We start from the raw sequence: 24,901 nt of genomic DNA, 5'->3' as shown, positions 1-24,901 counted from the left end.
GCCGCGCCCGTCGACGCGGCCACGCGCCGTCCGTCCGGAACTGCGGAGCGGAGCCCGGACGGACGGCGCGGGAGCCCGGGACGCTCAGTGGCTCGGCTGCTCGTGGAGCGTGTCCTCCACGTAGAGCTGCTCCAGCAGGACCTTGATCACTGCCATCAGCGGCAGGGCGAGGGCGATGCCCCACAGCCCGAAGATCACGCCGAGGATCAGCTGGCCGGCGAAGATCGTGGCCGGCGGGATGTCGAGCGCCCGTTTCTGGATGAACGGCGTCAGGCCGTAGCTCTCCAGGCACTGGACCGCGAGATAGACGCCGATCGCGCCGATGACCGCCTTCGTGCCCGAGGCCAGGGCGGCCAGGACGATGACGAGGCCCGCCACCAGCGGCCCGACCGTGGGCACGAAGGCGAGCAGCCCCGCCTGCAGGCCCAGGATCAGCGCGCCGCCGATGCCCAGGAAGGCGAGGCCGGCCCAGGTGCACAGGAAGATCACCGCCATGATGATCAGCTGGCCGAACAGCCAGTGGCGAAGGGTCTCGCCGGCCCCGTCGAGAACCTGGCTGGCGCGCCAGCGCTTCGCCGGCGGCACGAACCGGACCGCGCCGTCGCGGTAGGCCTTCGGGTCGGCCGCGAAGGCCAGCCCCAGGAAGGCGATCACCAGGACGTTGCCGAGGGCGTCGAACAGGCCGAGGATCACGGCCGCGGCCGGACCGAGGACGCTGCCGGCATCCGAGACGATCGAGCTGCTGCCCTTCAGGAGTCCGTTGGCGAGACCGCCGAGTCCGCCCTCGCGCTGGCCCGAATCCGTCGAGCCGTCCTTCCCCCCGCCCTGCGGCGCGAGGCTCGGCACGTCGATGCCGCGCTCGGACAGCCAGCCCGTGACGGTTCCGGCCTGATTCTTGATCGTCGTCCCGAGGTCGCGGCCCTGCTGCACGATGGTGGCGCCGCCGTAGCTCCCGAAGCCGATCACCGCGACCGCGACCGCGACGCTGGCGATGGACAGCCGCACGCCCCGCGGCAGGGGCAGGACACGGCCGAGCCCGCGGGTCAGGCCGTCGAGGAACACGCCGAGGAGGACCCCGGCGAAGATCAGCAGCAGCGTGCCGGCCGACATCCAGGCCAGGGCCAGCGCCGCCACGAAGCACACCACGGCGATCCCGGAGGCCGCCAGCGGCGCCGCCCCGCGCCAGGGCCCGATCGGGCCGTCCAGATCCTCGAGCCTGCTGTCCGACATCGTCACTCCTGCACCGCGGGCTCACGAACGCCGCGGGCCCTCGGGGGTCAAGTGCGGGCGCGCGGGTTCCCGGGGTGATGCGCCGCGAAAAGGCCGTTCCGCGCCGGTGAGCGACGCCTCCGGCTCGCTCGGCGCCGCGAAATATCCTGATCGACCGTCTCTCCAGCGCCGCGGCGGCGCGCCGCCCCTGGGACCGGACGGCTCCCCGCGCGTTGTCCGCGCACGCAGCCGGAGCACAGGCTCCGGCCGATCAGGAGGATCCCCATGAGCAACCACGGCGACACGTACGTTCGTTCCCTCGGCCCGGGCCAGACCGTCGATACCGGCGATCAGCTCAGCAGCGTGGTCCTGCTCGGGATCGCGGTCGCCGGTGCCGCGGCCGCGGTGCTGCTCAACGCGCTGATCGTGTAGCGCCCGCCGCGGCCCGGGACACGGCCCTCAGCCCCAGCGGCCGGCCGCGACCTCGTCCTGGGCCGTCGCGTCGACCCAGCCGCCGGTCGTGCCGTCGGCGAGGTGCTCCCGCTTCCAGAACGGGGCGCGCGTCTTGAGGTAGTCCATCAGGAAGTCAGCGGCCTCGAAGGCCGCGACCCGATGGCTGGCGGCGGTGACCACCAGCACGATGCCGTCGCCCGGGCGGACCAAGCCGTGCCGGTGGATCACCCGGAGGGCCTGGAGCGGCCAGCGGGCCATCGCCTCGTCGGCAACCCGCCGGATCTCCGCCTCGGCCATACCGGGGTAGTGTTCCAGCTCCAGGGCTGTCAGCCGCCCGCCCTCGTCGCGGCACAGGCCGGTGAAGGTCACGACGGCGCCCGCCCGGCCCCCCAGCGCGGCGCTCAGGCCGGCGATCTCGGCGGCGGTGTCGAAGGGCTCGGCCTGGATGCCGACGCTCGGGACGGGGGCGCTCATGGCCCGATCCATAGGAGTCCGCGGCTTCGCCGACCAGCCCCGTCCCTGTCACACCCGGTCCCGCCTCTATATGACACGGTCCGTCGCGCCCTGCCGGCCCGGCGCGCGGCCCGCCATCGTCCGGATGTCCCCGCGCGCTCCGGACGGCGCTGGAGAAGGATACCCGCGTGACCCCCGACCTGATCCTGCCCTACGACGGCGTGCAGCCGGACTTCGCCAGTCGCCCCGTCTGGTGCGGCCGCGGCAGCACGGTGATCGGCGCGGCCCGGATCGGCGCGCAGGCCTGGATCGGCGACGAGGCGGTGATCCGCGCCGACGGCCAGACCGTCACCCTCGGCGACCGCTTCTGGCTCGGACACCGCTCGACGGTGCACATCGCCACCCGGACGCACGGCACGCGGGTCGGCGACCGGGTCACGGTCGGGCGGAACAGCGTCGTCCACGCCTGCACCCTCGGCTCCGACGTGGTCGTCGAGGACGACGTGGTGATCCTCGACGGGGCCGAGATCGGCGACGGCGCGGTGATCGAGGCCGGCGCGACGGTCTTCCCCCGGGCGACGCTGCCCGGCGGCTTCGCCTACGCGGGCAGCCCGGCCCGCCCCAGCCGCGCGATCGGATCCGACGAGGTCGCCGAGCGTGCCGAGCGGGTGCGCGAGCGGATGGGCGACGGGCCCGCGCTTCCGCCGGGAGACGCGCCGGAGATCGAGGACAGCGTCTTCGTGGCGCGCACCGCCCGCCTGCGCGGGCGGGTCAGCCTCGGCGCCGGCGCGAGCGTGCTGTTCTGCTGCGACCTGAACGCGGAGGTCGGACCGATCGTGGTCGGCGCGGACACCAACATCCAGGACAACACGGTCGTCCGGACCCGGGCCGACGGGGTGGTGATCGGGCGCGATACCACCATCGCCCACAATGTCCGGATCGCCGATTGCCGGATCGGGGCGCGGGCGCTGATCGGCATCGGCGCGACGATCGCGTCGGGGACCCTCATCGCCGACGACGTCATGCTGGCGGCCGGAGCCACCACCGATCCCGGGCAGATCCTGGAGGCCGGCTACCTCTGGGGCGGCCGCCCGGCCCGCATCCTCGCGCCCCTCGACGCCGAGAAGCGCGCCCTGATGATCCGCATCGTCGAGGGCTACTGCCGGCACGGCCGGGAATACCGGGCCGCGCAGGAGGCGCTGGCCTGACGCTCCGCCGTCAGTGCTGCAGGATCTTCGACAGGAAGGTCTGCGCGCGCTCGGAGCGCGGGCTGCCGAAGAACTCGTCCTTCCGGGCATCCTCGACGATCTCGCCGCGATCCATGAAGATCACCCGGTCGGCGACCTTGCGGGCGAAGCCCATCTCGTGGGTCACGACCATCATGGTCATGCCTTCCTTGGCGAGCTCCACCATCACGTCGAGCACCTCGCCGACCATCTCGGGGTCGAGGGCCGAGGTCGGCTCGTCGAACAGCATCACCACCGGGTTCATGGCCAGCGCCCGGGCGATGGCGACGCGCTGCTGCTGACCGCCCGAGAGCTGCCCCGGGAACTTGTTCGCGTGGGCGCCGAGGCCGACGCGGGCGAGCAGGTCGAGGCCGCGCTTCTTCGCGTCCTCGGCGCCGCGGCCGAGCACCTTGCGCTGGGCGATGGTGAGGTTGTCGGTGATCGACAGGTGCGGGAACAGCTCGAAGTGCTGGAACACCATGCCGACCCGCGAGCGGAGCTTCGGCAGGTTGGTCGCCTTGTCGGCAACCTTCGTGCCGGCCACCGTGATCTGGCCCTTCTGGAACGGCTCCAGGGCGTTGACGCACTTGATCAGGGTCGACTTGCCCGAGCCCGAGGGGCCGCAGACGACCACGACCTCGCCCTTGGCGACCTGGGTGCTGCAGTTCGTCAGCACCTGGAAGTCGCCGTACCATTTGCTGATGTTGTCGATGGCGATCATGGTCTCGCCGGGGGCCGCCGCGGGCGCGCCGGAGATCAGGCTGCCGGGCTGCAGGCCGCCATCCTTCGGCGCGTGGCTGGCATCGGCGACGGGTTCGGCGGCGGTGGGGGCCGGCATCGGGGACGAGGTCATGACACGGTCTCCAGTGTCGGTCAGCGGATGATGGCCACGCGGCGCTGCAGGCGGCGCACGAGGTACGAGGCCGAGAAGCAGATCGCAAAATAGACCACCGCGGCGAAGACATACATCTCGACGAGACGGCCGTCGCGCTGGGCGACCTTCGAGGCGGCGCCCATGAAGTCGGTCAGCGAGAGCACGTAGACCAGCGACGTGTCCTGGAAGAGGATGATGGTCTGCGTCAGCAGCAGCGGCAGCATGTTGCGGAAGGCCTGGGGCAGGATCACGTTGCCCATGGTCTGCCAGTAGTTCATCCCGAGGGCCTGGGCGGCCGCCGTCTGACCCTTCGGGATCGACTGGATGCCCGCGCGCATGATCTCCGAGAAGTAGGCCGCCTCGAAGGCCATGAAGGTGATCAGGGCCGACGGGAAGGCGCCGACCTGGATCGGCGTCGTGGAGCCGGTCAGGTAGGCGCCGATATACGGCACCAGGAAGTAGAACCAGAAGATCACCAGCACCAGCGGCAGCGAGCGGCAGAGCTCGACGTAGCCCTTGGCGAGGTGCCACAGGCCGGGAATGCCCGACAGGCGCGCCATCGCCAGCAGCGTGCCGATGATCACGCCGCCCACGGCCGCCATGGCGGTGAGCGTCACGGTGAAGACCATGCCCTGACCGAACAGGTAGGGCAGGGACGAGACGATGACGGAGAAGTCGAAGTTCGAGAGCATCGGGGCCTGTTACCGGTGGCCGTCGGGCGGGGTGGCGGAACGGAAGCGGGCGGCCCTCAGCGCTGGCCGGGGATGGCGACCGCCTTCTCCAGGAAGGTCGCCGCCGTGACGACCACGAGGTTGATGATCACGTAGAGGATCGTCGCCGCCGTGAACGCCTCGAACACCTGGAACGAGAATTCCTGCATCGAGCGGGCCCGGGCGGTCAGCTCCAGCAGGCCGATGGTCAGCGCCACCGACGTGTTCTTGAGATTGTTGAGGAATTCCGAGGTCATCGGCGGCAGGATGATCCGGTAGGCGTTCGGCAGCAGCACGTAGCGGTAGGTCTGGTAGGTCGTGAAGCCCATGGCGGTGCCGGCCATGCGCTGGCCCCGGGGCAGCGACTGGATGCCGGCGCGGACCTGCTCGGCGACGCGGGACGCGGTGAAGAAGCCGAGGCAGACCACGGCCGTGTAGAACGGCGCGTCCGGCAATTGCTTGATCGCGTCGCCGATCCGGGTCGGCACAACTTCGGGGAGCACGAAGTACCAGAGGAACATCTGCACCAGCAGCGGCACGTTGCGGAACAGCTCCACATAGGCCGTGCCGATCGCGTTCGCGGGCTTCGACGGCAGGGTGCGCAGCACGCCGATCAGGGAGCCCAGGAAGAACGCGATCACCCAGGAGCAGAGCGCGGTCGTGATCGTCCACATGAGCCCCGAGAGCAGCATGTCGAGATACGTGCCGTTCCCCTCCGGCGAGGCGTCGAAGAAGATCCGCCAGTTCCAGTTGTAGTTCATCGCGCCGCTTCTACTGTGAACTTACAGAGACGCACCGCGGGCCGGAGCCCGCGGTGCGCATCATGGCATGAAACCGTACCGAACGGATCTCAGTAGGCCGCCGGATCGGGGCTCGAGATCGGGGTCGTGAACTGCTTCTTCATCTCCGCGCTCATCGGCAGGTTGAGGTTGATGTTGCGCGGCGGGATCGTCTTGGTGAACCACTTGTCGTAGAGAGCCTTGCCCTCGGGGCTCGTGTAGAGCTTGGCGGTGGCGTCGTCCGCGACCTTCTTGAACTCCGTGTCGTCCTTGCGGAGCATGATGCCGTAGGGCTCGGGCTTCGACAGGGCCTCGGTGGAGATCTCGTAGGCCGACGGGTCCTTCGACGAGGCGGCGAGCGAGGCGAGCAGCACGTCGTCCATCACGAAGGCGGCGGCGCGGCCGGTCTCGACCATCAGGAACGCCTCGGCGTGGTCCTTGGCGGGCAGGATCGTCAGGCCGAGCTTGCGCTCCGTGTTGGCCTCGTTGATCTGCTTGATGTTCGTGGTGCCCGAGGTCGACACGACGGTCTTGCCCTTCAGGTCCTCGATCGTGTGCAGGTTGGCCGACTTCTTCGAGACGTAGCGGGTCGCGGTCAGGAAGTGCGAGTTGGTGAACCACACCTGCTTCTCGCGCTCGGCGTTGTTGGTGGTCGAGCCGCACTCGAGATCGATCGTGCCGTTCGCCATCAGCGGGATGCGGGTGGCGGAGGTGACCGGGTTGAGCTTCACCTCGAGGTTCGGGAGGTTGAGCTTGGCCTTCACGGCGTCGGCGATCTTGTAGCAGATGTCCATCGCGTAGCCGATCGGCTTCTGATCGGCGCCGAGATACGAGAACGGCACGGAGGCGTCGCGGTAGCCGATGACGATGGCGTTGGCGTCCTTCACCTTCTTGAGGGTGCCGGTCAGCTCCTCCGCCCGGAGGCTCATCGGAGCGAGGGCGAGGGTCAAGCCCAGCGCCGCGGCGACGCCGCGGCGAGCGATATCAGACTGCATCGGTACGGAACTCCTGGATCGAGCCGAATGGTGTCGGCCGGCGGCGGGATACGCGGGCCCGCCCGCTCGGGCGACGCCATTGCAATGATGGTGCCGGGAGAAGGGTCGAAACGCCGCGCAAGCCTGCGGCTGAGTACGGACAAGTTGCGGCCAAGCTCCTGCGCACGTCCGCAGGTGCGGTCCCTGCCGTCCTCATGGCCTCCTCCCAAGCGCTGAGCCGGCCTCACGCTCGCGCCGGCGGCATCATGCACACTTCTTAGGCGGACGCACGGGGTGCGGAAGACTGATCTGCCCGGAAGGCTGACGAATCCACGGTATAGAAATCGACGACGCCGCCCCCGCGGTATCGGGGGGCGGCGTCGGGCCGGAAATCCGGTCTGTGGCCGCGGCTTACTTCGTCAGCTCATTGCCGCTGTAGTCGATCTTGCCGTCCGGCCCCTTCTTCCACTCGTACATGACGTAGTCGGGCCGGGTGATGTCGCCCTTCTTGTCGTAGGCGATCGGTCCGACCACCGTGTCCACCGGCTTGCCCTGGTGCAGCCACTCGGCGAGCTTCTTGCCGTCGCTGGAGCCCGTCTCGGCCATCGCCTTCGCCAGGACCTGCACGGCCGCGTACGAGTAGAGGGTGTAGCCCTCGGGATCGATGTTCTTGGCCTTGAACGCGGCGAGCGCCGCCTTGGCGTTCGGGTTCTTGCGGGCGTCCGGCGGGAAGGTGGTCAGCGTGCCCTCGGCGGCGGGACCGGCGATCGCCACGAGCTCGCGGTCGACCATGCCGTCGCCGCCCATCATCGGCGCCTTCAGGCCCTGGTCGCGCATCTGGCGCAGGATCAGCCCGGCCTCGGTGTAGTAGCCGCCGAAATAGACGACGTCGACGTTGGCGGACTTCAGCTTGGAGACGAGGGCGGAGTAATCCTTCTCGCCCGGGTTGATGCCCTCGAACATCACGTCCTTGCCGCCCTTGGCCTTGAGGGCCTTCAGGGTCTCGTCGGCCAGGCCCTTGCCGTAGGGCGTCTTGTCGTGGACGAAGGCGATCTTCTTGCCCTTGAAGTGCTCGGCCAGGTAGTTGCCCGCCACCGCGCCCTGCTGGTCGTCGCGGCCGCAGGTGCGGAACGTGTTCCACATCCCGCGCTCGGTGAACTTCACGTTCGTGGAGGCCGGCGTGACCTGGATGATGCCGGCGTCGAGGTAGACGTCGGAGGCCGGGATCGAGACGCCGGAATTGTAGTCGCCGACGACCATCTTCACGCCGTCGCTGGCGAACTTGTTGGCCACCGAGACGCCCTGCTTCGGGTCGGAGGCGTCGTCGCCGACCGTGACGGTCAGCGTCGTGCCCTTCAGCGTGCCGGCCTTGTTGAGGTCCTCGACCGCCTGGCTCGCACCGTTCTTGAGCTGCGCGCCGATGGCGGCGCTGTTGCCGGTGATCGGCGCGGCGACGCCGAGCTTGACCTCGGCGGCCTGCGCAGCCGCCACCATCGCGCCGAGGGCGAGCCCGGCCAGCAGAATCGATCTCATCGCGTACTTCCCCTAGATGTCAGGACCGCACGTGCGGATCCGGCCGCACTCATCGGACCTCGCCGGCCGCGGGCGCCCGCGCGCGCCAGGTCAGCGGTGAGGTCTTCTCGTAGAGCCAGCGGTACTGGCTCGTCATCTGGCGCGTCCGCGTGTAGCGGAAGCCCGCCGCGCCGATGATCATGACGACGACCGCGTCGACCGCATAGTAGTGCAGCGACAGCAGGGTGCCCGAAAACAGGGCGTAATGGATGAAGCGCACGGCGGCTGCCACCAGGAGCAGCGCCAGGGCGCATTGCCAGAACGGCCGCCAGCCCCGGGCGATGCCGCGGGCCGCCATCCAGCCGGCCCAGCCGCCCATGACGACGGTCACGAGCAGGAACAGCCAGGCCGACGGCTCCTCGTACAGGATCCCCTGCAGCATGCTCATGTCCCGACCGGGCCGGCATGGCCCCCTTCCAGATAGGCGGCCTGAACGTTCGGATCGTCGAGCAGCGCCCGCCCGGTCCCGCTCATGGTGACCCGGCCGTTGACCAGCACGTAGCCGCGATGGGCGAGCTTGAGGGCGTGGTAGGCGTTCTGCTCGACGAGGAAGATCGTCATGCCGTCGGTCCGGTTCAGCTCCCGGATCGCGTCGAAGATGCCCTTCACCACCAGGGGCGCGAGGCCGAGGGACGGCTCGTCGAGGAGCAGCAGCCGCGGGCGGCTCATCAGCGCCCGGGCGATGGCCAGCATCTGCTGCTCGCCCCCCGACATGGTGCCGGCGCGCTGGTTCAGGCGCTCCTTCACCCGCGGGAACAGGGTGCAGACCTTCTCCAGATCCTCGGCGAAGAAGCGCCCGTCGTGGAGCGCGGCGCCCATCTGGAGGTTCTCGTAGACCGTCATGCGCGGGAAGACCCGGCGCCCCTCCGGCGACTGGGCGATGCCGAGCCGGGCGATGGCGTGGGTCGGCAGCCGGGTGATGTCGCGCCCGTCGTAGGTGATCGTCCCCGACCGCGCCTGCGGGCTGCCGAAGATCGTCATCATCAGGGTCGACTTGCCGGCGCCGTTGGCGCCGATCAGCGTGACGATCTCGCCCTCGGCGACGTCGAGATCGACCCCGCGCAGGGCGGCGACGCTGCCGTAATAGGTCGAGACGTCGCGCACCGCGAGGAGCGGCGGCTTCTTCCCCGCCTGGATCGCCCGGGTCTCCTCGACCAGGACGTTGATGCCGGCGACGCTCATGCCGACGCTCCCGTGTGCGCCGCGTCCCCGTGCGGCACGGTGATCCCGACCTCGGCCTCCACGGCCTCGACCTCCTCGTCCTCGACGCCGAGATAGGCGGCGATCACCTTCGGGTCGGCCCGCACCTCGGCCGGGGAGCCGTCGGCGATCTTCACGCCGTAATCGAGCACGACCACGTGGTCGGAGATCTCCATCACCACCGACATGTCGTGCTCGATCAGCAGCACCGAGGTGTCGTGCGCGTCGCGGATGTGGCGCAGGAGGCCGTTCAGCTCGGCCGATTCCCGGGGGTTGAGGCCGGCTGCCGGCTCGTCGAGGCAGAGCAGGACCGGGTCGGTGCACATCGCCCGGGCGATCTCCAGGCGCCGCTGGGCGCCGTAGGGCAGGGCGCCCGCAGGATCGTCCGCCCGCGCCATCAGGTCGATGCGCTCGAGCCAGGCCTTCGCCCGCTCGATCGCGGCGTCCTGCGCGTCCCGGTAGGTCCTGAGACCGAGAAGCCCCAGGATCGTGTAGCCCGACGCGCGCATCAGCGGCGCGTGCTGGGCGACCAGCAGGTTCTCCAGGACGGTCATGCCCTGGAACAGGCGGATGTTCTGGAAGGTCCGGGCGACCCGCGCGGTGCGGTTGACCTTGTGGTTGGGAAGCCGCTCCAGCAGATGCGACGTGCCGTCGGCGTGCGCCAGCGTCAGCATGCCCTCGGTCGGCTTGTAGAAGCCGGTGATGCAGTTGAACACCGTGGTCTTGCCGGCCCCGTTCGGGCCGATCAGCGCGGTGATGTCGCCGCGGCGTGCCTCGAAGGACAGGTCGGAGACGGCGGTGAGGCCGCCGAACCGCATGGTCAGGTGCTCGACCGTGAGCACCGGCGGGGGGAGAGGTGACGTCGCCATCAGCCGTGCCCCTCGCTGACGTGGGCGCCCGAGACCGCGCGCCGCTGGCCCAGCGACACCGACGGCATGCGCTCGGAGATCAGGCCGCGGGGTCGCCAGACCATCATGGCGACCATGGCCAGCCCGAACAGGAGCAGGCGGTACTCGCTGGGGTCGAAGCCCTCGCCGAACACGGCCTTCAGGAAGCCGAGGTTGCGCAGCATCTCCGGGCCGCCGACCATCGCCACCGCGGCTATGGCGACGCCGACCTGGCTGCCCATGCCGCCCAGCACCACGATCGCCAGGATGATGGCGCTCTCGAGGAAGTTGAAGCTCTCCGGGCTGATGAAGCCCTGGCGCACGGCGAAGAACGAGCCCGCGAAGCCCCCGAAGGCCGCGCCCAGCGCGAAGGCCGTGAGCTTCGTGGCCGTCGTGTCGATGCCCAGCGACCGGCAGGCGATCTCGTCCTCGCGCAGGGCCTCCCAGGCCCGCCCGATCGGCAGGCGGCGCAGGCGCAGGGTGACGAAGTTGGTGATCAGGGCCAGCGCCAGAATCAGGTAGTACAGGAAGACGAGGCGGTGCATCGAGTCGTACGGGATGCCGAAGGTCGCCGCGAACCCGCCCTCGCCCGCCGTGAACGGGATGCCGAAGAAGGTCGCCCGCGGGATCGACGAGATGCCCGCGCCGCCGCCGGTGACGTCGGTCCAGTTGATCAGGACGAGGCGGATGATCTCGCCGAAGGCCAGGGTGACGATGGCGAGGTAGTCGCCGCGCAGGCGCAGCACCGGGAAGCCGAGGATCATCCCCCACAGGCCCGCGAACAGGCCCGCCAGCGGCAGGCAGACCCAGAACGACAGGCCGAAGGTGGTCGAGAGCAGCGCGTAGGAGTAGGCCCCCACCGCGTAGAAGGCGACGTAGCCGAGGTCGAGGAGGCCCGCGAGGCCGACCACGATGTTCAGGCCCCAGCCGAGCATCACGTAGGTGAGGATCAGGATGCCGAGGTCGATCCAGTAGCGGGCCGAGGACAGGCCGCCGGTCGCCAGCGCGGAGATCATCGGCAGGGTCAGCGCGACGAAGATGAACAGCCAGAGACCGACCTTCGAGGTCTTCTGCCCGACGTCGGGCTCGCCGTGCACCGCCTCGGTGGCTTGGGCCGGGGCGGGGGTCAGCGCCCGCCGCGCGTCGCGGCGGAGCAGCACGAGGCGCTGGACGAGGCGCAGCACGAAGATCGCCGCGCAGAGCGCCGCCACCAGCCCCCAGCGCGGCACCAGCACCAGCTCGGTCCCGGGCCCGGGATCGGTGCGGAAGGCGATGATCGGGACGCAGAGGCCGAAGGTGACGAGGGCGTAGAGGGCGGCGTCGCGCAGGATGCCGGCCATCGCGGAGCCGGGGAGAGCGTTCTGCGAGGCGGCCATCAGACTTTCTCGACCTCGGGCCGGCCCAGGATGCCCGACGGCATGAAGATCAGGACGATCGCCAGGATCGAGAAGGCGGCGACGTCCTTGTACTCGATGGAGAAATAGGCCGACCAGAAGGTCTCGATCAGGCCGATGATCAGGCCGCCGAGCACCGCCCCGGGCAGGGAGCCGATGCCGCCGAGCACCGCCGCCGTGAAGGCCTTCACGCCGGGCACGAACCCGTCCGAGAAGGACACGACGCCGTAGTACATGAGGTAGAGGACGCCCGCGACGGCCGCGAGCGCCGCGCCGAGCACGAAGGTCAGCGAGATCGTGCGGTCGACGTCGATGCCGAGCAGCGCCGCCATCTTGCGGTCCTGCTCGCAGGCGCGCTGCGCCCGGCCGAAGGGCGTGCGCTGCACGAGGTACCAGAAGCCGGTGAGCAGCACGGCGGTCACCGCCATGATCAGCACCTGCTTCCAGGCCAGGAACACCGCGTAGCCGTCGCGCTCGAACAGGGTGATGCCGCCCGACAGCATCGGCGGGGTCGGCTTGTTGCGCGCGCCCTGCACGACCTGCACGAAGTTCGACAGGAAGATCGAGACGCCGATCGCCGAGATCAGGGGCGCCAGCCGGAACGAGCCGCGCAGCGGCCGGTAGGCCACCCGCTCGATCGCCCAGCCCCACAGGGCGGTGAGCGCCATGGCGACCACCAGCACCACCAGGAAGGCCAGCGCGATGGAGCTGACCCCGAGCCAGACCGTCAGCAGCAGGAAGGTGATGAGCGCGATGAAGCAGGAGACCATGAAGACGTCGCCGTGGGCGAAGTTCACCATGCCGATGATGCCGAACACCATCGTGTAGCCGATCGCGATCAGGCCGTAGATCGAGCCGAGCGTCAGCCCGTTGATGAGCTGCTGTACGAAGACGTCCATGAACTCTCGCGCGCAGGTTGCTTGGGCCGCCTACGGAGAGCGCAGGCAGCTTGGCGGGGCAAGTCTCGTACCGCAGCCGTAGCACACCGGCCACAGGTTTCATCGCCGCCCGAGCGTCGCGTGAAAACAGTCGACCACGCCAGTAACGCCCCCTGGCCGGGCTTGCGTGTGGCGCAGTTCCTGCGACACGTTAACGAATTGAAATGCTCGATCATCCCGGGCCCGTGCGAGGAGCAGTACCGATGGCAGGGTCGCGACTCACGACGATGATCTTCGTCGGCATGCTCCTCGGAATCGCCGTCGGCTACGCCTGCAGCATCACCTGGCCCGACCCGCAGACCGCCAAGGAGATCGCCGGCTACATCGCGCTGGTCTCCGACGTGTTCCTGCGGCTGATCAAGATGATCATCGCGCCGCTGGTCTTCTCCACGCTGGTGGTCGGCATCGCGCATCTCGGGGACACGGCGTCGGTCGGCCGGGTCGGCGGCAAGGCGCTGCTCTGGTTCGTCGGCGCCTCGTTCTGCTCGCTGATGCTCGGCCTCATCATGGTCAACCTGATGCAGCCCGGCCACAACCTGAACCTGCCGCTGCCAGATGCCGGGGCCGGCACCGGGCTCAAGGCGGCCTCGCTCTCGCTCAAGGAGTTCGTGACGCACCTCGTGCCGAAGAGCGCCGTCGAGGCGATGGCCAACAACGAGATCCTGCAGATCGTGGTCTTCTCGATCTTCTTCGGCGTGGGCCTCGCCGCCCTCGGCGAGAAGGGGCGCCTGCTCGCGCAGGGTATCGAGGGCGTCGCCGACGTGATGCTCAAGGTGACGGGCTACGTGATGATGTTCGCCCCCGTGGCGGTGTTCGCCGCCATCGCGGCGACCATCACCACGCAGGGCATCGGCGTGCTGATCACCTACGGCAAGTTCCTCGTGGAGTTCTACATCGGCCTCGGCGTGCTCTGGGTGCTGCTGATGGGGGTCGGCTTCCTGATGCTCGGGGCCGGCGGCATCGCGCGGCTGTTCAACCTGATCAAGGAGCCCTTCGTCCTGGCCTTCTCGACCGCGTCGAGCGAGGCGGCCTACCCGAAGATGCTGACGAACCTGGAGAAGTTCGGGGTGCCGAACCGCATCACGTCGTTCGTTCTGCCGATGGGCTACTCGTTCAACCTCGACGGCTCGATGATGTACTGCACCTTCGCGGTGATGTTCATCGCGCAGGCCTACAACATCCCGCTGAGCTGGGGCCAGCAGCTCACGATGCTGCTCCTGCTGATGGTGACCTCGAAGGGCATGGCCGGCGTGCCGCGCGCCTCGCTGGTGGTGATCTCGGCGACGCTGTCGCACTTCAACATCCCGGAGGCCGGGCTGCTGCTGATCATCGGGATCGACCAGTTCCTCGACATGGGCCGGTCGGCCACCAACGTGCTGGGCAACAGCGTCGCCACCGTGGCGGTCGCCAAGTGGGAGGGCCAGCTCAGCACCACCGACCAGCGCCTCGACCATGTCGGCACGGTGGCCTCGCCCGCGGAGTAGGGGCCGGTCCCGGGAAATCTGCGCGCGCCGGGATGGCGGGCGCAAGAAGGCCGCTCTCATGAGCGCTCTCACGGGTGCCCGGAATCGCGGCGTGGCTTGTGCGGTGCCCTTCGGAGGCCGAGTGATGACGATGCGACTCGTCGCGGTTGTGGTGCTGGCGCTGGCGGCGACGCCTGCCTCCGCCGTCGAGGTGCTCACCGGGACACTCAGGAGCGTCGCCGAGCGCGGGGAGATCGTCCTCGGCTACCGGGAGAGCTCGGTGCCGTTCTCCTTCGTGGAGGGCAAGCAGCCGGACGGCAGCCCCCGCCCGATCGGCTACGCCATCGACCTCTGCGGCGAGATCGCCGACGACGTCCAGGCGGCGATCGGCCGGCCCGTGAAGATCCGCTACGCGCCGGTCACCGCCGAGACGCGCATCGAGGCGGTGACCTCCGGCAAGATCGACCTCGAGTGCGGCTCGACCACCGCCAATGCCGAGCGCCGCAAGCAGGTCGCCTTCTCGCCCGTGGACTACATCAGCGCGACGCAACTGCTGGTGAGGCGCGGATCGGGCATCGCCTCCTACCGGGATCTCGGCGGGAGGACCGTCGTGGTGACGGCCGGCACCACCAACGAGAAGGCCGTGCGCGACCAGCTCGCCCGCCTGAAGATCAACGCGCAGGTGGTGACCGCCCCAGACCATGCCGCCTCCTACGCGATGGTGAAGGCCGGCAAGGCCGACGCCTTCGCCACCGACGACGTGCTGCTCTACGGGCTGATCGCGACGGACGCGAAGGACGGGGCGGACTACACGGTCCTGCCCGACAAGCTCTCCTACGAGCCCTACGGCATCATGTTCCGCAAGGACGACCCGGAACTCGCCGGCCTCGTGCAGCAGACCTTCACCCGGCTCGCCGAAACCCGGGCGCTGCGCTGGACCTACGAGCGCTGGTTCCTCAAGCGGCTGCCCAACGGCGAGCGCCTCGACATCCCGATGTCGAACGACCTGCGGGTGAGCTTCCAGCTGATGGGCCTCGACGGGGGCGAGTGACCGGCGCGGGGTCGGTACGGCGCCTCGCTTTCGCCCAACCGGCGCGCGAGGAGATCCGGCCTGACCGCCTCCCTCCGCGAGCGTGCCTCCGCCCATGCCGATCGCCGCGCACTGTCCGAAACCGCCCGCCCTTCTGCTGGCCGCCGCCCTCGGCTGCGCCGCCTCGGCCGCCGCCGCCCACCCGCATGTCTGGGTGACCGCCAAGGCCCAGCTCGTCTACGAGGGCGGCAAGCTCGTCGGCGTCCGCGACACGTGGAGCTTCGACCCCGAGTACACGGCCTTCGTCACGCAGGGCCTCGACACCGACAAAGACGGCAAGCTCAGCCCGGAGGAACTCGCCGGGCTCGCCGCCGAGAACACCGCCAACCTCGCCGAGTTCGGCTACTTCACGAAGCTGAAGGTCGGCGGCAAGGACCAGGCCTTCGGCGATCCGAAGGAGCCGGCGGCGCATATGGACGACCGGGCGCTGGTCATGACCTTCCTGCTGCCCCTCAAGACTCCGGTCCAGCAGGGGCGGGGGGTCGCCGCGCTGGAGGTCTACGACCCGACCTACTTCGTCGCCTTCTCGTTCGCCGAGGGCGCCGACGCCGCGACCCTCGCGGGGGCGCCCCAGGGCTGCGCCGCCACGGTCACCCGGCCGAAGACCGAGCAGCCGAAGACGGCCGATGCCGGGTCGCCGGGCATGACCGAGGCCTTCTTCGAGGCGCTCACCGCCGCCTCGACCTACGGGGTGCAGTTCGCCAGCCGGGTCCTCGTGGCATGTCCGTAGGCGTCGGGATCGTCGCCCCCGCCGGGGCGGGGCGGCTGGGGCTGAGGCTCGGCCTCATGGCCGCGGCCATCGCGCTGGCCGCGTTGCTGGCGGCCGCGATCGCGTGGCTCGTCGCGCCCGGCCTCGCCGCGCCGCCGCCGCGCTCGCCCTTCGGCATCGGCTTCCGGGAGGCCGCCCCGGCCGCCACGGGGCTCGGCGGCGTGATCCTGGCGCTCCAGGCGAGCTTCTCCCGCAGCCTCAACGCCGCGGTGAGCGCGCTGCGGGGCGGCGGCAGCTGGACCCCGCTCATCGGTCTCGCCTTCGCGTACGGCGTGTTCCACGCCGCCGGCCCGGGCCACGGCAAGGCGGTGATCGCGGGCTACATCCTGGCGGGGGAGCGGGCGCTCCGGCGCGGCGCCGCGCTGAGCGTCCTCGCCGCGCTGCTCCAGGCCTGCGTGGCCGGGGCGATCGTCGGGCTCGGCACGCTGGCCCTCAACGCCACGGCGGCGAGCATCACCCGGGCCGGCACCCTGATCGAGACCGTGAGCTTCGCCCTCGTCGCGCTGATCGGGCTGGTCCTGACGTGGCGCAAGGCCGGCCGCCTCGCCAATCTCGGCGCGGGCTGCGGACCGGGCTGCAACCACCTGCCCGGTCCGCAGGCCCTCGACACCCTCGACACGTGGCGCGAGCGCGCCGGGGTGGTGCTGGCGGCGGGCACGCGCCCCTGCGCGGGGGCGGTGCTGGTCCTGGTCTTCGCGGTGTCGCAGGGCGTGCCCGGGGCGGGCGTGCTGGCGGTCCTGGCGATGGCCCTCGGCACGGCGGTGACCACGACCGCGCTGGCCTGCCTCGCGGTCTTCGCCAAGCGGATGGCGCTGCGCCTCGCGGGCGGACGGGGGCAGGCCGGGCTGCTGGCGCTCGGCGGCCTCGAGCTCGTCGCCGCCGCCTTCGTGCTGGTCCTGGGCACCGCGATGCTCTCCGGCCTCGCGCCGGGCCTCGGCGGATGAAGGGCCTCGCCTTCCGGGGCGCGGCGTGCCACGCTGCGCGACCGAGACGGAGAGCGCGCCGATGCATCCCGACTTCGCGACGATCCTGAACTGGCGTCTGCTCGCCGGATCGCATCCCTTCCCCGGCCCCGACGGCGGGACCTGCATCAACGAGGCGGCGATCGTGGCCGCGGGGCTGCCCTACCGGGCGATACGCTCCAGCGCCGACTGCCCGCCCTGCTTCTCGCGGCCGGCCGCGGCCTACGCCCTCGGGCTCAACGACGCCATGCCGGACGAGGCGCGGCCCCAGCTGATGGCCTTCGTCCTGCGCCTGTCGGGCAGCGCCGACACCCCGGAGATCGAGGCCGCCCGCACCCGGCGGCTGGCGCTGGAGAGCGTCCGCCGCATCCTGGCGCCGCTCTGCGCCGTCGCCGGCCTGGCGGCGGACGCGGAAGCCTGCGCGGGCGCGCCGGACTGGCCCGGCGGCGGCGAACGCGGCCGCGTGGCGGGCGGCGCCGCGCGCAGGCGGCCGCCCAGGCGCGGCGCTGGCGCGAGGCGCCCTCAGCCGCGGCGTCCCGCACCGCGACGGCCGCGCAACGGGCGGGCGAGGACGCGCGCTGCGCCGCGGAGGTGGCCGAGGGCGCGGCGCCCTTCGTGGCCGGGACCTGGGGCGAGGCCTGCGCGATCCTCGCGGACGTCCTCGCCATCGGCCGGCAGGCGCCCGAGATCGCCCTCGCCGGCGCCCGTCAGCGCTTGGACGCGGCGCGCGCCGGGGTGCCGGCCTGATCAGGCCGCCGCGGGCGCGGCGTCGAGATCCAGCTCGATCGACCCGCAATTCTCCAGGAACGTGCCGGTCAGGTGGTAGAAGAACGTGCCGTGGCCGACCACCGCGATGGTGGTCTCCGGCCGGGCCCGCAGCCAGTCGCGGAACGCCGCGACCCGGGCGTCGAACAGGGGGCGCGGCTCCACCGGGTAGCCGCCGACCTCGCAGCCCGGCTCCGCGTGCCACCAGACCTCGGGCAGGTGCCCGACATCGAGGTGCGGGAACTCCGCGGCGATCTCCGAGGCGGCCCGGCCGACGTCGCAGCTGCTCTCCTGGCACTCGCGGTGCAGCACCTCGACGAGCACGTGCGGCCGGCTCGGATGCTCGCCGAACAGGATCGCGGCGGTCTCGATGGCGCGGGTCAGGGGCGAGACCACCACGAGATCGAAGGGGATCGCCCGGAGGCGCTCCCGCGCGGCCCGGGCCTGGGCTTGGCCGAGCTCGGTCAGGCGCGCGTCGGGCAGGCCGGGATCGCCGCGCCCGAGCTTGTGCGCGGCGTTGAAGGTCGACTGCCCGTGGCGGATGCAGACGATGCGGGTCGTATCGGGCATGGCTCGCGGCGATGTGTCGGGATGGAGGGCGCGCGTCGGATCGGTCACGCGAAGCGGCCGCCGCGCTGGATGACCTCGATCTTGTAACCGTCCGGGTCGGTGGCGAAGAAGAACCGCGCGAGCACGTCGTCCCCGTGCTTGAGGGTCTTGACGTCGGTGGCGGTGAAGCCCTCGCGCCGGTGCCGGGCGTGCTCGGCCTCCACGTCGTCGACCACGAAGGCGATGTGCCCGTAGCCGTCGCCGAGATCGTAGGGCTTGTCGCGGCCCTTGTTCACCGTGAGCTCCAGCTCGAACGGCGAGGCCGGGTCCCGCATGTAGACGAGGGTGAAGTCCGGGAAGTCGAACCGGTCGGAGACCTCGAGGCCGAAGGCCCGGGCGTAGTAGTCGCGCGCGCGCTCCTCCTCGAGGACGCGGATCATGGCGTGGACGGGCTTGGACATGCGCTCGGGATTCCGTGGGCACGCGGGCGGCGTGCAGGGCCTTCTATGTGGAGCCCGACGCATCCGCCGGAAAGGTGGGCCGCGACCACGGGCCTCGCAGCCCCCCGCAGCCCAGCCCCTGCACCCGCAATCGTCCCGGTGCATATCCGAGGAGGGCAACCGCGCGAATGGCGCCGGTATTTTCGATGACAAGTATCCTGAGTTGGCGTGCAATCTTAGTTGTTTTAATGGTTCTAATGTCGGTATTCGAACTAAATCATTGCTTTAAGGTGAAATCAATATCACATTCGGCCACAATAAAATGTACATTGCGCACGTCTCTTGACACGAAAAGTCGATTAGCATCTTCTTTACACGTGTTGATCAGGGTCATGCATCAACGAATCTACGCGAGTCAGCTTTCCTGATCTGGGGCATGAACGCCGTGCTACGCCTATCCAATATCAATGTGCTGCCCAAGCTGTTGGGCGTCATCGCTTTAATCGGTGCGATCGTCGGCGGCTGCGTCTGGTACGCCCAGTCACGAATGACCACGATCGACGACGGCTACAGCCGCTTCATCAATAACGAGGCGGCCGCCGTCGGAGAGGCGCGCCGGCTCAATCGCCTGGTCATCGAACTCAACTACTTCGTCTACCGGATCATCGCGGAGACCGAGGCGGGACAGATGCAGGCGGCCGACAGGGGCTTCGAAGCGGCCGTCCCGCAGGTGAACGCGCTGCTTCCCGTCCTTCGCGCGCACGCACCGGCCTTCGTGGCGAAGATCGACGAGCAGAGCGCCCGCATCGAACGCTATCTCCGTGACGTGAGCGAGGTGCGCCGGCTGGGCATCGCCAACCAGAACGACCAGGCGATCGCGCTCGTCCACTCGGCGATCGACCCGATCTTCTCGAGCCTCCTCGCCGACGGCAACGCCCTGGCCGAAGACATCAGGCTCTACATGGAGAAGGGTTCGGACGACCTGACCGAACAGACCGACGCGACCCGTCGGACCCTGCTGGTCGTGAGCGGCCTCGGGATGCTGGCGGGCCTGATCGCGGCGACCTTCATCGCGACGATCGGGATCGCGCGCCCGCTCGACCGCTTGGTCAAGGTCCTGCAGCGCATGGCGCAGGGCGAGATCGACGCCCAGATCAAGGAAGCCGCGCGCCGGGACGAGATCGGCGCCGTCGGCAAGGCGGTCGAGGGCATCAAGGCCATGGTCGCCCGCAAGGCCGCCGAGGAGGCCGAGGTCAAGCGCCTGGCCGACGCGGCCGCGGCCGCCGAGCGGAAACGCACCATGATCGAGCTCGCCGACGGCTTCGAGCGCGCCGTCGGAAGCATCGTCGGGATGGTGTCCTCCTCGGCGACGGAGCTGCAGACGACCGCCCAGGCCATGACGTCGAGCGCCACCGAGACCGCCAGCCAGTCCACCACCGTGGCGGCCGCCGCCGAGCAGGCCTCCGCCAACGTCCAGACAGTCGCGGCCGCCGCCGAGGAGCTGGGCTCCTCCGTGCAGGAGATCGGCCGGCAGGTGCTCGGCTCGGCCAACCTCGCCCAGACGGCGGTCGGCGAGGCCGACGAGACCCACCACCTGGTCCAGGCGCTGACCCAGGCGGCCGCCCGCATCGGCGAGGTGATCGGGCTGATCTCCAACATCGCCGCTCAGACCAACCTCCTGGCGCTGAACGCCACCATCGAGGCGGCGCGCGCCGGCGAGGCGGGCCGCGGCTTCGCGGTGGTGGCCACCGAGGTCAAGGAGCTGGCGGGGCAGACCGCGCGCGCCACCGAGGAGATCAGCCAGCAGATCGCCCAGATCCAGGGCGTGACCGGCCAGGCGGTCTCCGCCATCGACGCAATCGCCGGGCGGATCCGGGAGATCAACGGTGTGGCCACCACCATCGCGGCAGCGGTGGAGCAGCAGGGGGCTGCGACCCAGGAGATCGTCCGCAACGTCGCCCAGGCGGCCACCGGAACGGATCAGGTGACGAGCAACATCGTGGGCGTGGCCCAGGCCTCCGAGGCGACGGGTGCCGCCGCCACGCAGGTGCTCGGCGCAGCCAGCGCGCTATCGCGCCAGTCGGAGCAGCTCGGCACCGAGGTGTCCCGCTTCCTCGCGACCGTTCGGGCCGCCTGAGGTCAGGCGCCGATCCGCAGGACCTCCGTCCGGGTGCCGGCCTGCGCGAAGGCGCCGGGGTCGGCGCCCGTCATCCAGACCTGCCCGGGGAGCGCCTCCAGGGCCTCGAACAGGCCGGCCCGGCGGCGGGGATCGAGGTGGGCCGCCACCTCGTCGAGGAGGATCAGCGGGGCGATGCCGCTCATGGCGCGAACCAGCCGCGCGTGGGCGAGGACGAGCCCGATCAGCAGCGCCTTCTGCTCACCCGTGGACGCCGTGCCGGCGGGCACGTCCTTGGGGCCGTGGCGGACCACGAGGTCGCTGCTCTGCGGGCCGATCAGGGTGCGCCCGGCGGCCCGGTCCCGGTTTCGGCCGTTGCGGAGCGCCATGCGGTAGCGGTCCTCGGCCTCGATGGCGGGCCAGACCGCCACGAGATCGTCGAGGTCGCCCTCCAGGCGGATGGCGGCCCAGGGAAAGGGCTGCGCGTCGTCCCGGGTCTCGGCGATCAGCCGGTCGAGGCGCTCGGCGGTCTCGCGCCGGGCAAGCGCCACGGCGACGCCCAGCTCGGCGACCTCCCGCTCCACGGCGTCGAGCCAGCGGTCGTCGTCGGGCCGCTCCTCCAGGAGGCGGTTGCGCGAGCGCAGGGCCCGCTCCATCGCGGAGACCCGGGCGCCGTGGGCGGCGTCGACCGCCAGCACGAGCCGGTCGAGGAACCGCCGCCGGTCGCCGGCCGCGCCGCGGAACAGCCCGTCGAGGTCGGGGGTCAGCCAGACGACCCGCAGGAACTCGCTGAACGCCACCGGCGAGGCGGCGGTGGCGCCGTCGATCCGGCAGAGCCGGCTCGCCCGCCCGTCGGGTCCCGGTGGCTCCAGCCCGGTTCCGAGGCGGTGCTCGGCGCCCTCGCGGTCGAGGGTGAGCGAGACCGCGAAGCCCCCCGGGCCGCCGCTGCGCGCCATGGCGGCGAACTCCGCCCGGCGGAGGCCGCGGCCCGGCACGAACAGCGACAGCGCCTCGAGCAGGTTGGTCTTGCCCGCGCCGTTCTCCCCGACCAGCGCGACGAAGCGGGCCCGGGGCGTCAGTTCGAGGTCCGCGTGGTTGCGGAAGTCGCGGGCGATCAGTCGGGTGACGCGCAGAGAGGACCCGTCGGGCTCGCCCCGCGGATCGGAGACGTCGCTCATCGGTGGACCGAGCGGTCAACCGAGGGGCCGAGACGCGCCGCGCTCAACCGTCCTTTGCTGTCTGACATCCCATCCAACCACCGCATCCTGAAAGCCCGCCTCAGCGGGCCCCGCAGGAGGGCTCCAGAAACCACATCACCACGTGGAGGCCTCCTGCGAGGCCTCCGCTACGCCCCCGGTCCCCGAGGATGAGGACGGGGCAGGGATCCGCGCGGCCGCCTCACACCCGCATCGGCATCAGCACGTACAGCGCCGGCGCGCCCTCGCGGTCCTGGATCAGGGTCGGCGAGCCGGGATCCGCGAGCTTGAACAGGGCGGTGTCGCCCTCGAGCTGCGCGGTGATGTCGAGGAGGTAGCGGGCGTTGAAGCCGATATCGAGGCCGGCCGCCTCGTAGTCGACGTCGAGCTCCTCGGTGGCACTGCCCGAATCCGGGTTGTTCACCGAGAGCGCGAGGCGCCCCTCGGCCAGCCCGAGCTTCACCGCGCGCCCGCGCTCCGACGAGATCGTCGAGACCCGGTCCACCGCCTTCGCGAAGGCGTCGCGCTCGACGGTCAGCCGCTTGTCGTTGTTGGCCGGGATCACCCGCTGGTAATCCGGGAAGGTGCCGTCGATCAGCTTGGAGATCAGCGTCAGGCCGCCGGCGAAGCGCAGGCGGATCTTGGCGGGCGACAGGTCGACCGCGACGGTCTCGCCGCCGTCGTCGAGGAGCTTCTGGATCTCGGCGACCGCCTTGCGGGGCACGATCACGCCCGGCATGCCGACGCTGCCCTGCGGGGCGGGGATCTCGACGCGGGCGAGCCGGTGGCCGTCCGTGGCCACCGCCCGCATCGCCGGCCCGTTCTCGGTCTCCAGCGTGTGCAGGTAGATGCCGTTGAGATAGTACCGGGTTTCCTCGGTGGAGATCGCGAACTGCGTCTTCTCGATCAGCCGCTTCAGGTCGGCGGCGGCGATCTCGAACCCGTGCGGCATCTCGCCGGCGGCGAGGTCCGGGAAGTCGCCCTCCGGCAGGGCGCCCAGGGCGAAGCGCGAGCGGCCGGACCGGATCGTCATCTGGCCGGACTCGCCGCCGGTCTCCAGGGAGACCTGCGCGCCCTCGGGGAGCTTGCGCACGATGTCGTAGATCACGTGCGCCGGCACCGTGGTGGCGCCCGCGTCGGCCACGTCGGCCGGCACGCTCTCGGTCACCTCGATGTCGAGATCCGTCGCCCGCAGCTGGAGCCCCGATCCCTCCGCGCGCAGGAGGACGTTCGACAGGATCGGGATCGTGTTGCGGCGCTCGACGACCCGGTGCACGTGGCCGAGCGACCTGAGCAGGGCCGCGCGCTCGACAGTGACTCTCATCGCAATACTCAAGTGCTAGGGACGGCGCCGCGGCCGGCGACCGTCGCGGAATATGGCCGTTCAGCTTGGCGAAGGGGACAGGGGAACGCAAGGCCGCCGTCGGTGCACCGCACAGCGACCTCCGCGTCCAGGTCGGAGGCCCATGTCCGAAGCGGGGTATCGGCACGGGGCGGCCCGTGCGAAAGCGCCGCAACCGACCCGGATCCCGCCTCCCCGTTCCGATCATGTTGCAGACCATCGACAGCGCGGGCAGGACCGCACACCCCTCGCAGGCCGCCCCGAGCGCGACCCCGAGCGCCCGCCGGATCCTCGCGGCGAGCTTCGTCGGGACGGCGATCGAGTTCTTCGACTTCTACATCTACGCCACCGCCACCGCCCTGGTGATCGGCCCGGTCTTCTTCCCCGCCGGCGCGCCCGGCGTGCAGCAGCTCAGCGCCTTCGCGACCTTCGCCATCGCGTTCATCGCGCGACCCGTCGGCGCGGCCCTGTTCGGGCATTTCGGCGACCGGGTCGGCCGCAAGGCGACCCTGGTGGCGTCCCTGCTGATCATGGGCATCTCCACGGTGCTGATCGGCTGCCTCCCGACCTACGCGTCGGTCGGCTGGTGGGCGCCGGCGGCGCTGTGCCTCCTGCGCTGCGGGCAGGGGATCGGGTTCGGAGGCGAGTGGGGCGGCGCGGCCCTGCTGGCGGTCGAGAACGCGCCGCCGGGCCGGCGCGCGTGGTACGGCATCTTCCCGCAGCTCGGGGCGCCGGTCGGCTTCGTCCTGGCCAATCTCGGCTTCCTCGCCCTCAGCTTCGGCCTGACCCCGGAGAGCTTCCAGGCCTGGGGCTGGCGCCTGCCGTTCCTGGCCTCGGCGGCGCTCGTCGGCGTCGGGCTCTACGTGCGCCTGAAGCTCACCGAGACGCCGGCCTTCAAGGCGGCGCTCAGCCAGGCGCGGCCGGAGCGCGTGCCCTTCGCCACCATGCTGACCCAGCACGGCCACGCCGTCCTGGTCGGCACGTTCGCGATGGTGGCGGTCTACGCGGTGTTCTACCTCTCCACCGTCTTCGCCCTGGGCTACGGTACCGGCACCCTCGGCTACAGCCGGCCGACCTTCCTGCTGTTCGAGTGCATCGCGGTCTGCTTCATGGCGCTCGGCACCGTCGTATCGGGAGCCGCGGCCGACCGCTTCGGCCGCCGGCCGGTGCTGCTCTCCGGCATGGCCGTGACGTTCCTGCTGGGCTTCCTGATGGGGCCGATGCTGGGCCACGCCGCCGGCACCGGCACCTGGCCGCCGGTCCTGGGCTTCCTCTGCCTCAGCCTCCTGACGATGGGCTGGGTGTTCGGGCCGATGGGCGCCGTCCTGCCCGAGCTGTTCCCGACGCGGGTGCGCTACACGGGCGCCTCGGTCACCTACAATCTCGCGGGCATCCTGGGGGCCTCGGGCGCGCCCTACATCGCGCAGCAGCTCGCGGCCTACGGCGGCATCGGCTTCGTCGGGTTCTACCTGGCGGGGGCCGCGATCCTCAGCTTCCTCGCCGTGCTGGCCATGCCCGAGACCGCCGGCCGCTGACGGGA

25 protein-coding genes are annotated in these 24,901 nt (G+C 70.7%); 9 read left to right on the top strand and 16 right to left on the bottom strand.

Annotated elements, in window-relative coordinates:
• Positions 1 to 84: 84 nt before the first annotated feature.
• Positions 85 to 1,230 (bottom strand): AI-2E family transporter, encoded by a 1,146-nt coding sequence (locus BKE41_RS12590; RefSeq protein WP_058606959.1) that lies wholly within the window; start codon positions 1,228 to 1,230, stop codon positions 85 to 87.
• 264 nt (positions 1,231 to 1,494) lie between these two features.
• Between BKE41_RS12590 and BKE41_RS31635 the strand changes: the two genes are divergently transcribed.
• The gene (locus BKE41_RS31635) at positions 1,495 to 1,641 is read left to right on the top strand and encodes a hypothetical protein (protein WP_012319229.1); all 147 of its coding nucleotides are present in this window, start codon (positions 1,495 to 1,497) and stop codon (positions 1,639 to 1,641) included.
• 27 nt (positions 1,642 to 1,668) lie between these two features.
• Here BKE41_RS31635 and BKE41_RS12585 read toward each other — a convergent pair whose 3' ends face one another.
• Entirely contained in the window at positions 1,669 to 2,136 is a 468-nt protein-coding gene (locus BKE41_RS12585; RefSeq protein WP_024830076.1) for a molybdenum cofactor biosynthesis protein MoaE, read from the bottom strand.
• Positions 2,137 to 2,303: 167 nt separating this feature from the next.
• Here BKE41_RS12585 and BKE41_RS12580 point away from each other — a divergent pair, with 167 nt between their 5' ends.
• A complete protein-coding gene (locus tag BKE41_RS12580) occupies positions 2,304 to 3,323 on the top strand; it encodes a gamma carbonic anhydrase family protein (protein WP_024830077.1) in 1,020 nt (339 codons plus the stop codon).
• Between the two features lie 10 nt (positions 3,324 to 3,333).
• Here BKE41_RS12580 and BKE41_RS12575 read toward each other — a convergent pair whose 3' ends face one another.
• From BKE41_RS12575 to BKE41_RS12530, 10 genes are all read right to left on the bottom strand, one after another.
• The gene (locus BKE41_RS12575; protein ID WP_024830078.1) at positions 3,334 to 4,062 is read right to left on the bottom strand and encodes an amino acid ABC transporter ATP-binding protein; all 729 of its coding nucleotides are present in this window, start codon (positions 4,060 to 4,062) and stop codon (positions 3,334 to 3,336) included.
• A 152-nt stretch (positions 4,063 to 4,214) separates the two neighbouring features.
• Positions 4,215 to 4,907 carry an ABC transporter permease subunit gene (locus BKE41_RS12570; protein ID WP_012319225.1) on the bottom strand — a complete coding sequence of 231 codons (693 nt, stop codon included), beginning with the start codon at positions 4,905 to 4,907 and terminating at the stop codon, positions 4,215 to 4,217.
• 56 nt (positions 4,908 to 4,963) lie between these two features.
• The gene (locus BKE41_RS12565; RefSeq protein WP_012319224.1) at positions 4,964 to 5,686 is read right to left on the bottom strand and encodes an amino acid ABC transporter permease; all 723 of its coding nucleotides are present in this window, start codon (positions 5,684 to 5,686) and stop codon (positions 4,964 to 4,966) included.
• A gap of 89 nt (positions 5,687 to 5,775) precedes the next feature.
• The gene (locus BKE41_RS12560; protein WP_012319223.1) at positions 5,776 to 6,699 is read right to left on the bottom strand and encodes an amino acid ABC transporter substrate-binding protein; all 924 of its coding nucleotides are present in this window, start codon (positions 6,697 to 6,699) and stop codon (positions 5,776 to 5,778) included.
• A 390-nt stretch (positions 6,700 to 7,089) separates the two neighbouring features.
• A complete protein-coding gene (locus tag BKE41_RS12555) occupies positions 7,090 to 8,211 on the bottom strand; it encodes a branched-chain amino acid ABC transporter substrate-binding protein (RefSeq protein WP_012319222.1) in 1,122 nt (373 codons plus the stop codon).
• A gap of 49 nt (positions 8,212 to 8,260) precedes the next feature.
• Positions 8,261 to 8,629, bottom strand: coding sequence for a DUF6867 family protein (locus BKE41_RS12550; RefSeq protein ID WP_041372610.1), 369 nt, complete (start codon positions 8,627 to 8,629; stop codon positions 8,261 to 8,263).
• A 5-nt stretch (positions 8,630 to 8,634) separates the two neighbouring features.
• Positions 8,635 to 9,432: an ABC transporter ATP-binding protein gene (locus tag BKE41_RS12545; RefSeq protein WP_012319220.1), complete on the bottom strand. Its 798-nt coding sequence runs from the start codon at positions 9,430 to 9,432 to the stop codon at positions 8,635 to 8,637.
• Positions 9,429 to 10,319 (bottom strand): ABC transporter ATP-binding protein, encoded by an 891-nt coding sequence (locus BKE41_RS12540; protein WP_024830082.1) that lies wholly within the window; start codon positions 10,317 to 10,319, stop codon positions 9,429 to 9,431. Before BKE41_RS12540 ends, BKE41_RS12545 begins: the two co-directional genes overlap by 4 nt.
• A complete protein-coding gene (gene livM / locus BKE41_RS12535) occupies positions 10,319 to 11,713 on the bottom strand; it encodes a high-affinity branched-chain amino acid ABC transporter permease LivM (protein ID WP_070999485.1) in 1,395 nt (464 codons plus the stop codon). The genes BKE41_RS12540 and livM overlap by 1 nt, the downstream gene beginning before the upstream one ends.
• Positions 11,713 to 12,630: a branched-chain amino acid ABC transporter permease gene (locus BKE41_RS12530; protein WP_012319217.1), complete on the bottom strand. Its 918-nt coding sequence runs from the start codon at positions 12,628 to 12,630 to the stop codon at positions 11,713 to 11,715. Before BKE41_RS12530 ends, livM begins: the two co-directional genes overlap by 1 nt.
• A gap of 242 nt (positions 12,631 to 12,872) precedes the next feature.
• On the opposite strand from BKE41_RS12530, the gene BKE41_RS12525 reads away from it, so the two are divergent.
• The 5 genes from BKE41_RS12525 to BKE41_RS32600 all read left to right on the top strand — a co-directional run bounded on the left by BKE41_RS12525 (position 12,873) and on the right by BKE41_RS32600 (position 17,700).
• Positions 12,873 to 14,153 (top strand): dicarboxylate/amino acid:cation symporter, encoded by a 1,281-nt coding sequence (locus BKE41_RS12525; protein ID WP_012319216.1) that lies wholly within the window; start codon positions 12,873 to 12,875, stop codon positions 14,151 to 14,153.
• Positions 14,154 to 14,277: 124 nt separating this feature from the next.
• A complete protein-coding gene (locus BKE41_RS12520) occupies positions 14,278 to 15,183 on the top strand; it encodes an amino acid ABC transporter substrate-binding protein (protein ID WP_024830083.1) in 906 nt (301 codons plus the stop codon).
• A gap of 94 nt (positions 15,184 to 15,277) precedes the next feature.
• Positions 15,278 to 15,952, top strand: coding sequence for a DUF1007 family protein (locus tag BKE41_RS12515; RefSeq protein WP_012319214.1), 675 nt, complete (start codon positions 15,278 to 15,280; stop codon positions 15,950 to 15,952).
• Positions 15,943 to 16,935, top strand: coding sequence for a nickel transporter (locus BKE41_RS12510; RefSeq protein WP_012319213.1), 993 nt, complete (start codon positions 15,943 to 15,945; stop codon positions 16,933 to 16,935). Before BKE41_RS12515 ends, BKE41_RS12510 begins: the two co-directional genes overlap by 10 nt.
• 609 nt (positions 16,936 to 17,544) lie before the next feature.
• Positions 17,545 to 17,700, top strand: coding sequence for a hypothetical protein (locus BKE41_RS32600; RefSeq protein WP_348628366.1), 156 nt, complete (start codon positions 17,545 to 17,547; stop codon positions 17,698 to 17,700).
• On the opposite strand, the gene BKE41_RS12500 is transcribed toward BKE41_RS32600, so the two are convergent.
• Together BKE41_RS12500 and BKE41_RS12495 are read right to left on the bottom strand one after the other, a co-directional pair.
• Positions 17,701 to 18,288, bottom strand: a complete 588-nt coding sequence (locus BKE41_RS12500) for a histidine phosphatase family protein (RefSeq protein WP_012319211.1) — start codon at positions 18,286 to 18,288, stop codon at positions 17,701 to 17,703.
• A gap of 44 nt (positions 18,289 to 18,332) precedes the next feature.
• Positions 18,333 to 18,728: a VOC family protein gene (locus BKE41_RS12495; protein WP_012319210.1), complete on the bottom strand. Its 396-nt coding sequence runs from the start codon at positions 18,726 to 18,728 to the stop codon at positions 18,333 to 18,335.
• A 415-nt stretch (positions 18,729 to 19,143) separates the two neighbouring features.
• On the opposite strand from BKE41_RS12495, the gene BKE41_RS12490 reads away from it, so the two are divergent.
• A complete protein-coding gene (locus tag BKE41_RS12490) occupies positions 19,144 to 20,844 on the top strand; it encodes a HAMP domain-containing methyl-accepting chemotaxis protein (RefSeq protein ID WP_012319209.1) in 1,701 nt (566 codons plus the stop codon).
• A 2-nt stretch (positions 20,845 to 20,846) separates the two neighbouring features.
• Here the strand turns inward: BKE41_RS12490 and recF are convergent, their stop codons facing one another.
• The gene (gene recF / locus BKE41_RS12485; protein WP_012319208.1) at positions 20,847 to 22,001 is read right to left on the bottom strand and encodes a DNA replication/repair protein RecF; all 1,155 of its coding nucleotides are present in this window, start codon (positions 21,999 to 22,001) and stop codon (positions 20,847 to 20,849) included.
• A 220-nt stretch (positions 22,002 to 22,221) separates the two neighbouring features.
• Positions 22,222 to 23,343, bottom strand: a complete 1,122-nt coding sequence (dnaN, locus tag BKE41_RS12480; protein ID WP_043073704.1) for a DNA polymerase III subunit beta — start codon at positions 23,341 to 23,343, stop codon at positions 22,222 to 22,224.
• A gap of 224 nt (positions 23,344 to 23,567) precedes the next feature.
• Here dnaN and BKE41_RS12475 point away from each other — a divergent pair, with 224 nt between their 5' ends.
• Positions 23,568 to 24,896, top strand: coding sequence for an MFS transporter (locus BKE41_RS12475; protein ID WP_070999483.1), 1,329 nt, complete (start codon positions 23,568 to 23,570; stop codon positions 24,894 to 24,896).
• Positions 24,897 to 24,901 lie beyond the last annotated feature (5 nt).

The sequence above is a fragment of the Methylobacterium sp. C1 genome (assembly GCF_001854385.1).
In the GTDB taxonomy this organism is placed as follows: Bacteria; Pseudomonadota; Alphaproteobacteria; order Rhizobiales; family Beijerinckiaceae; genus Methylobacterium; species Methylobacterium radiotolerans.
The sequence above is the reverse complement of the archived record's forward strand: the minus strand, read 5'-3'. Positions and strand labels throughout refer to the sequence as shown.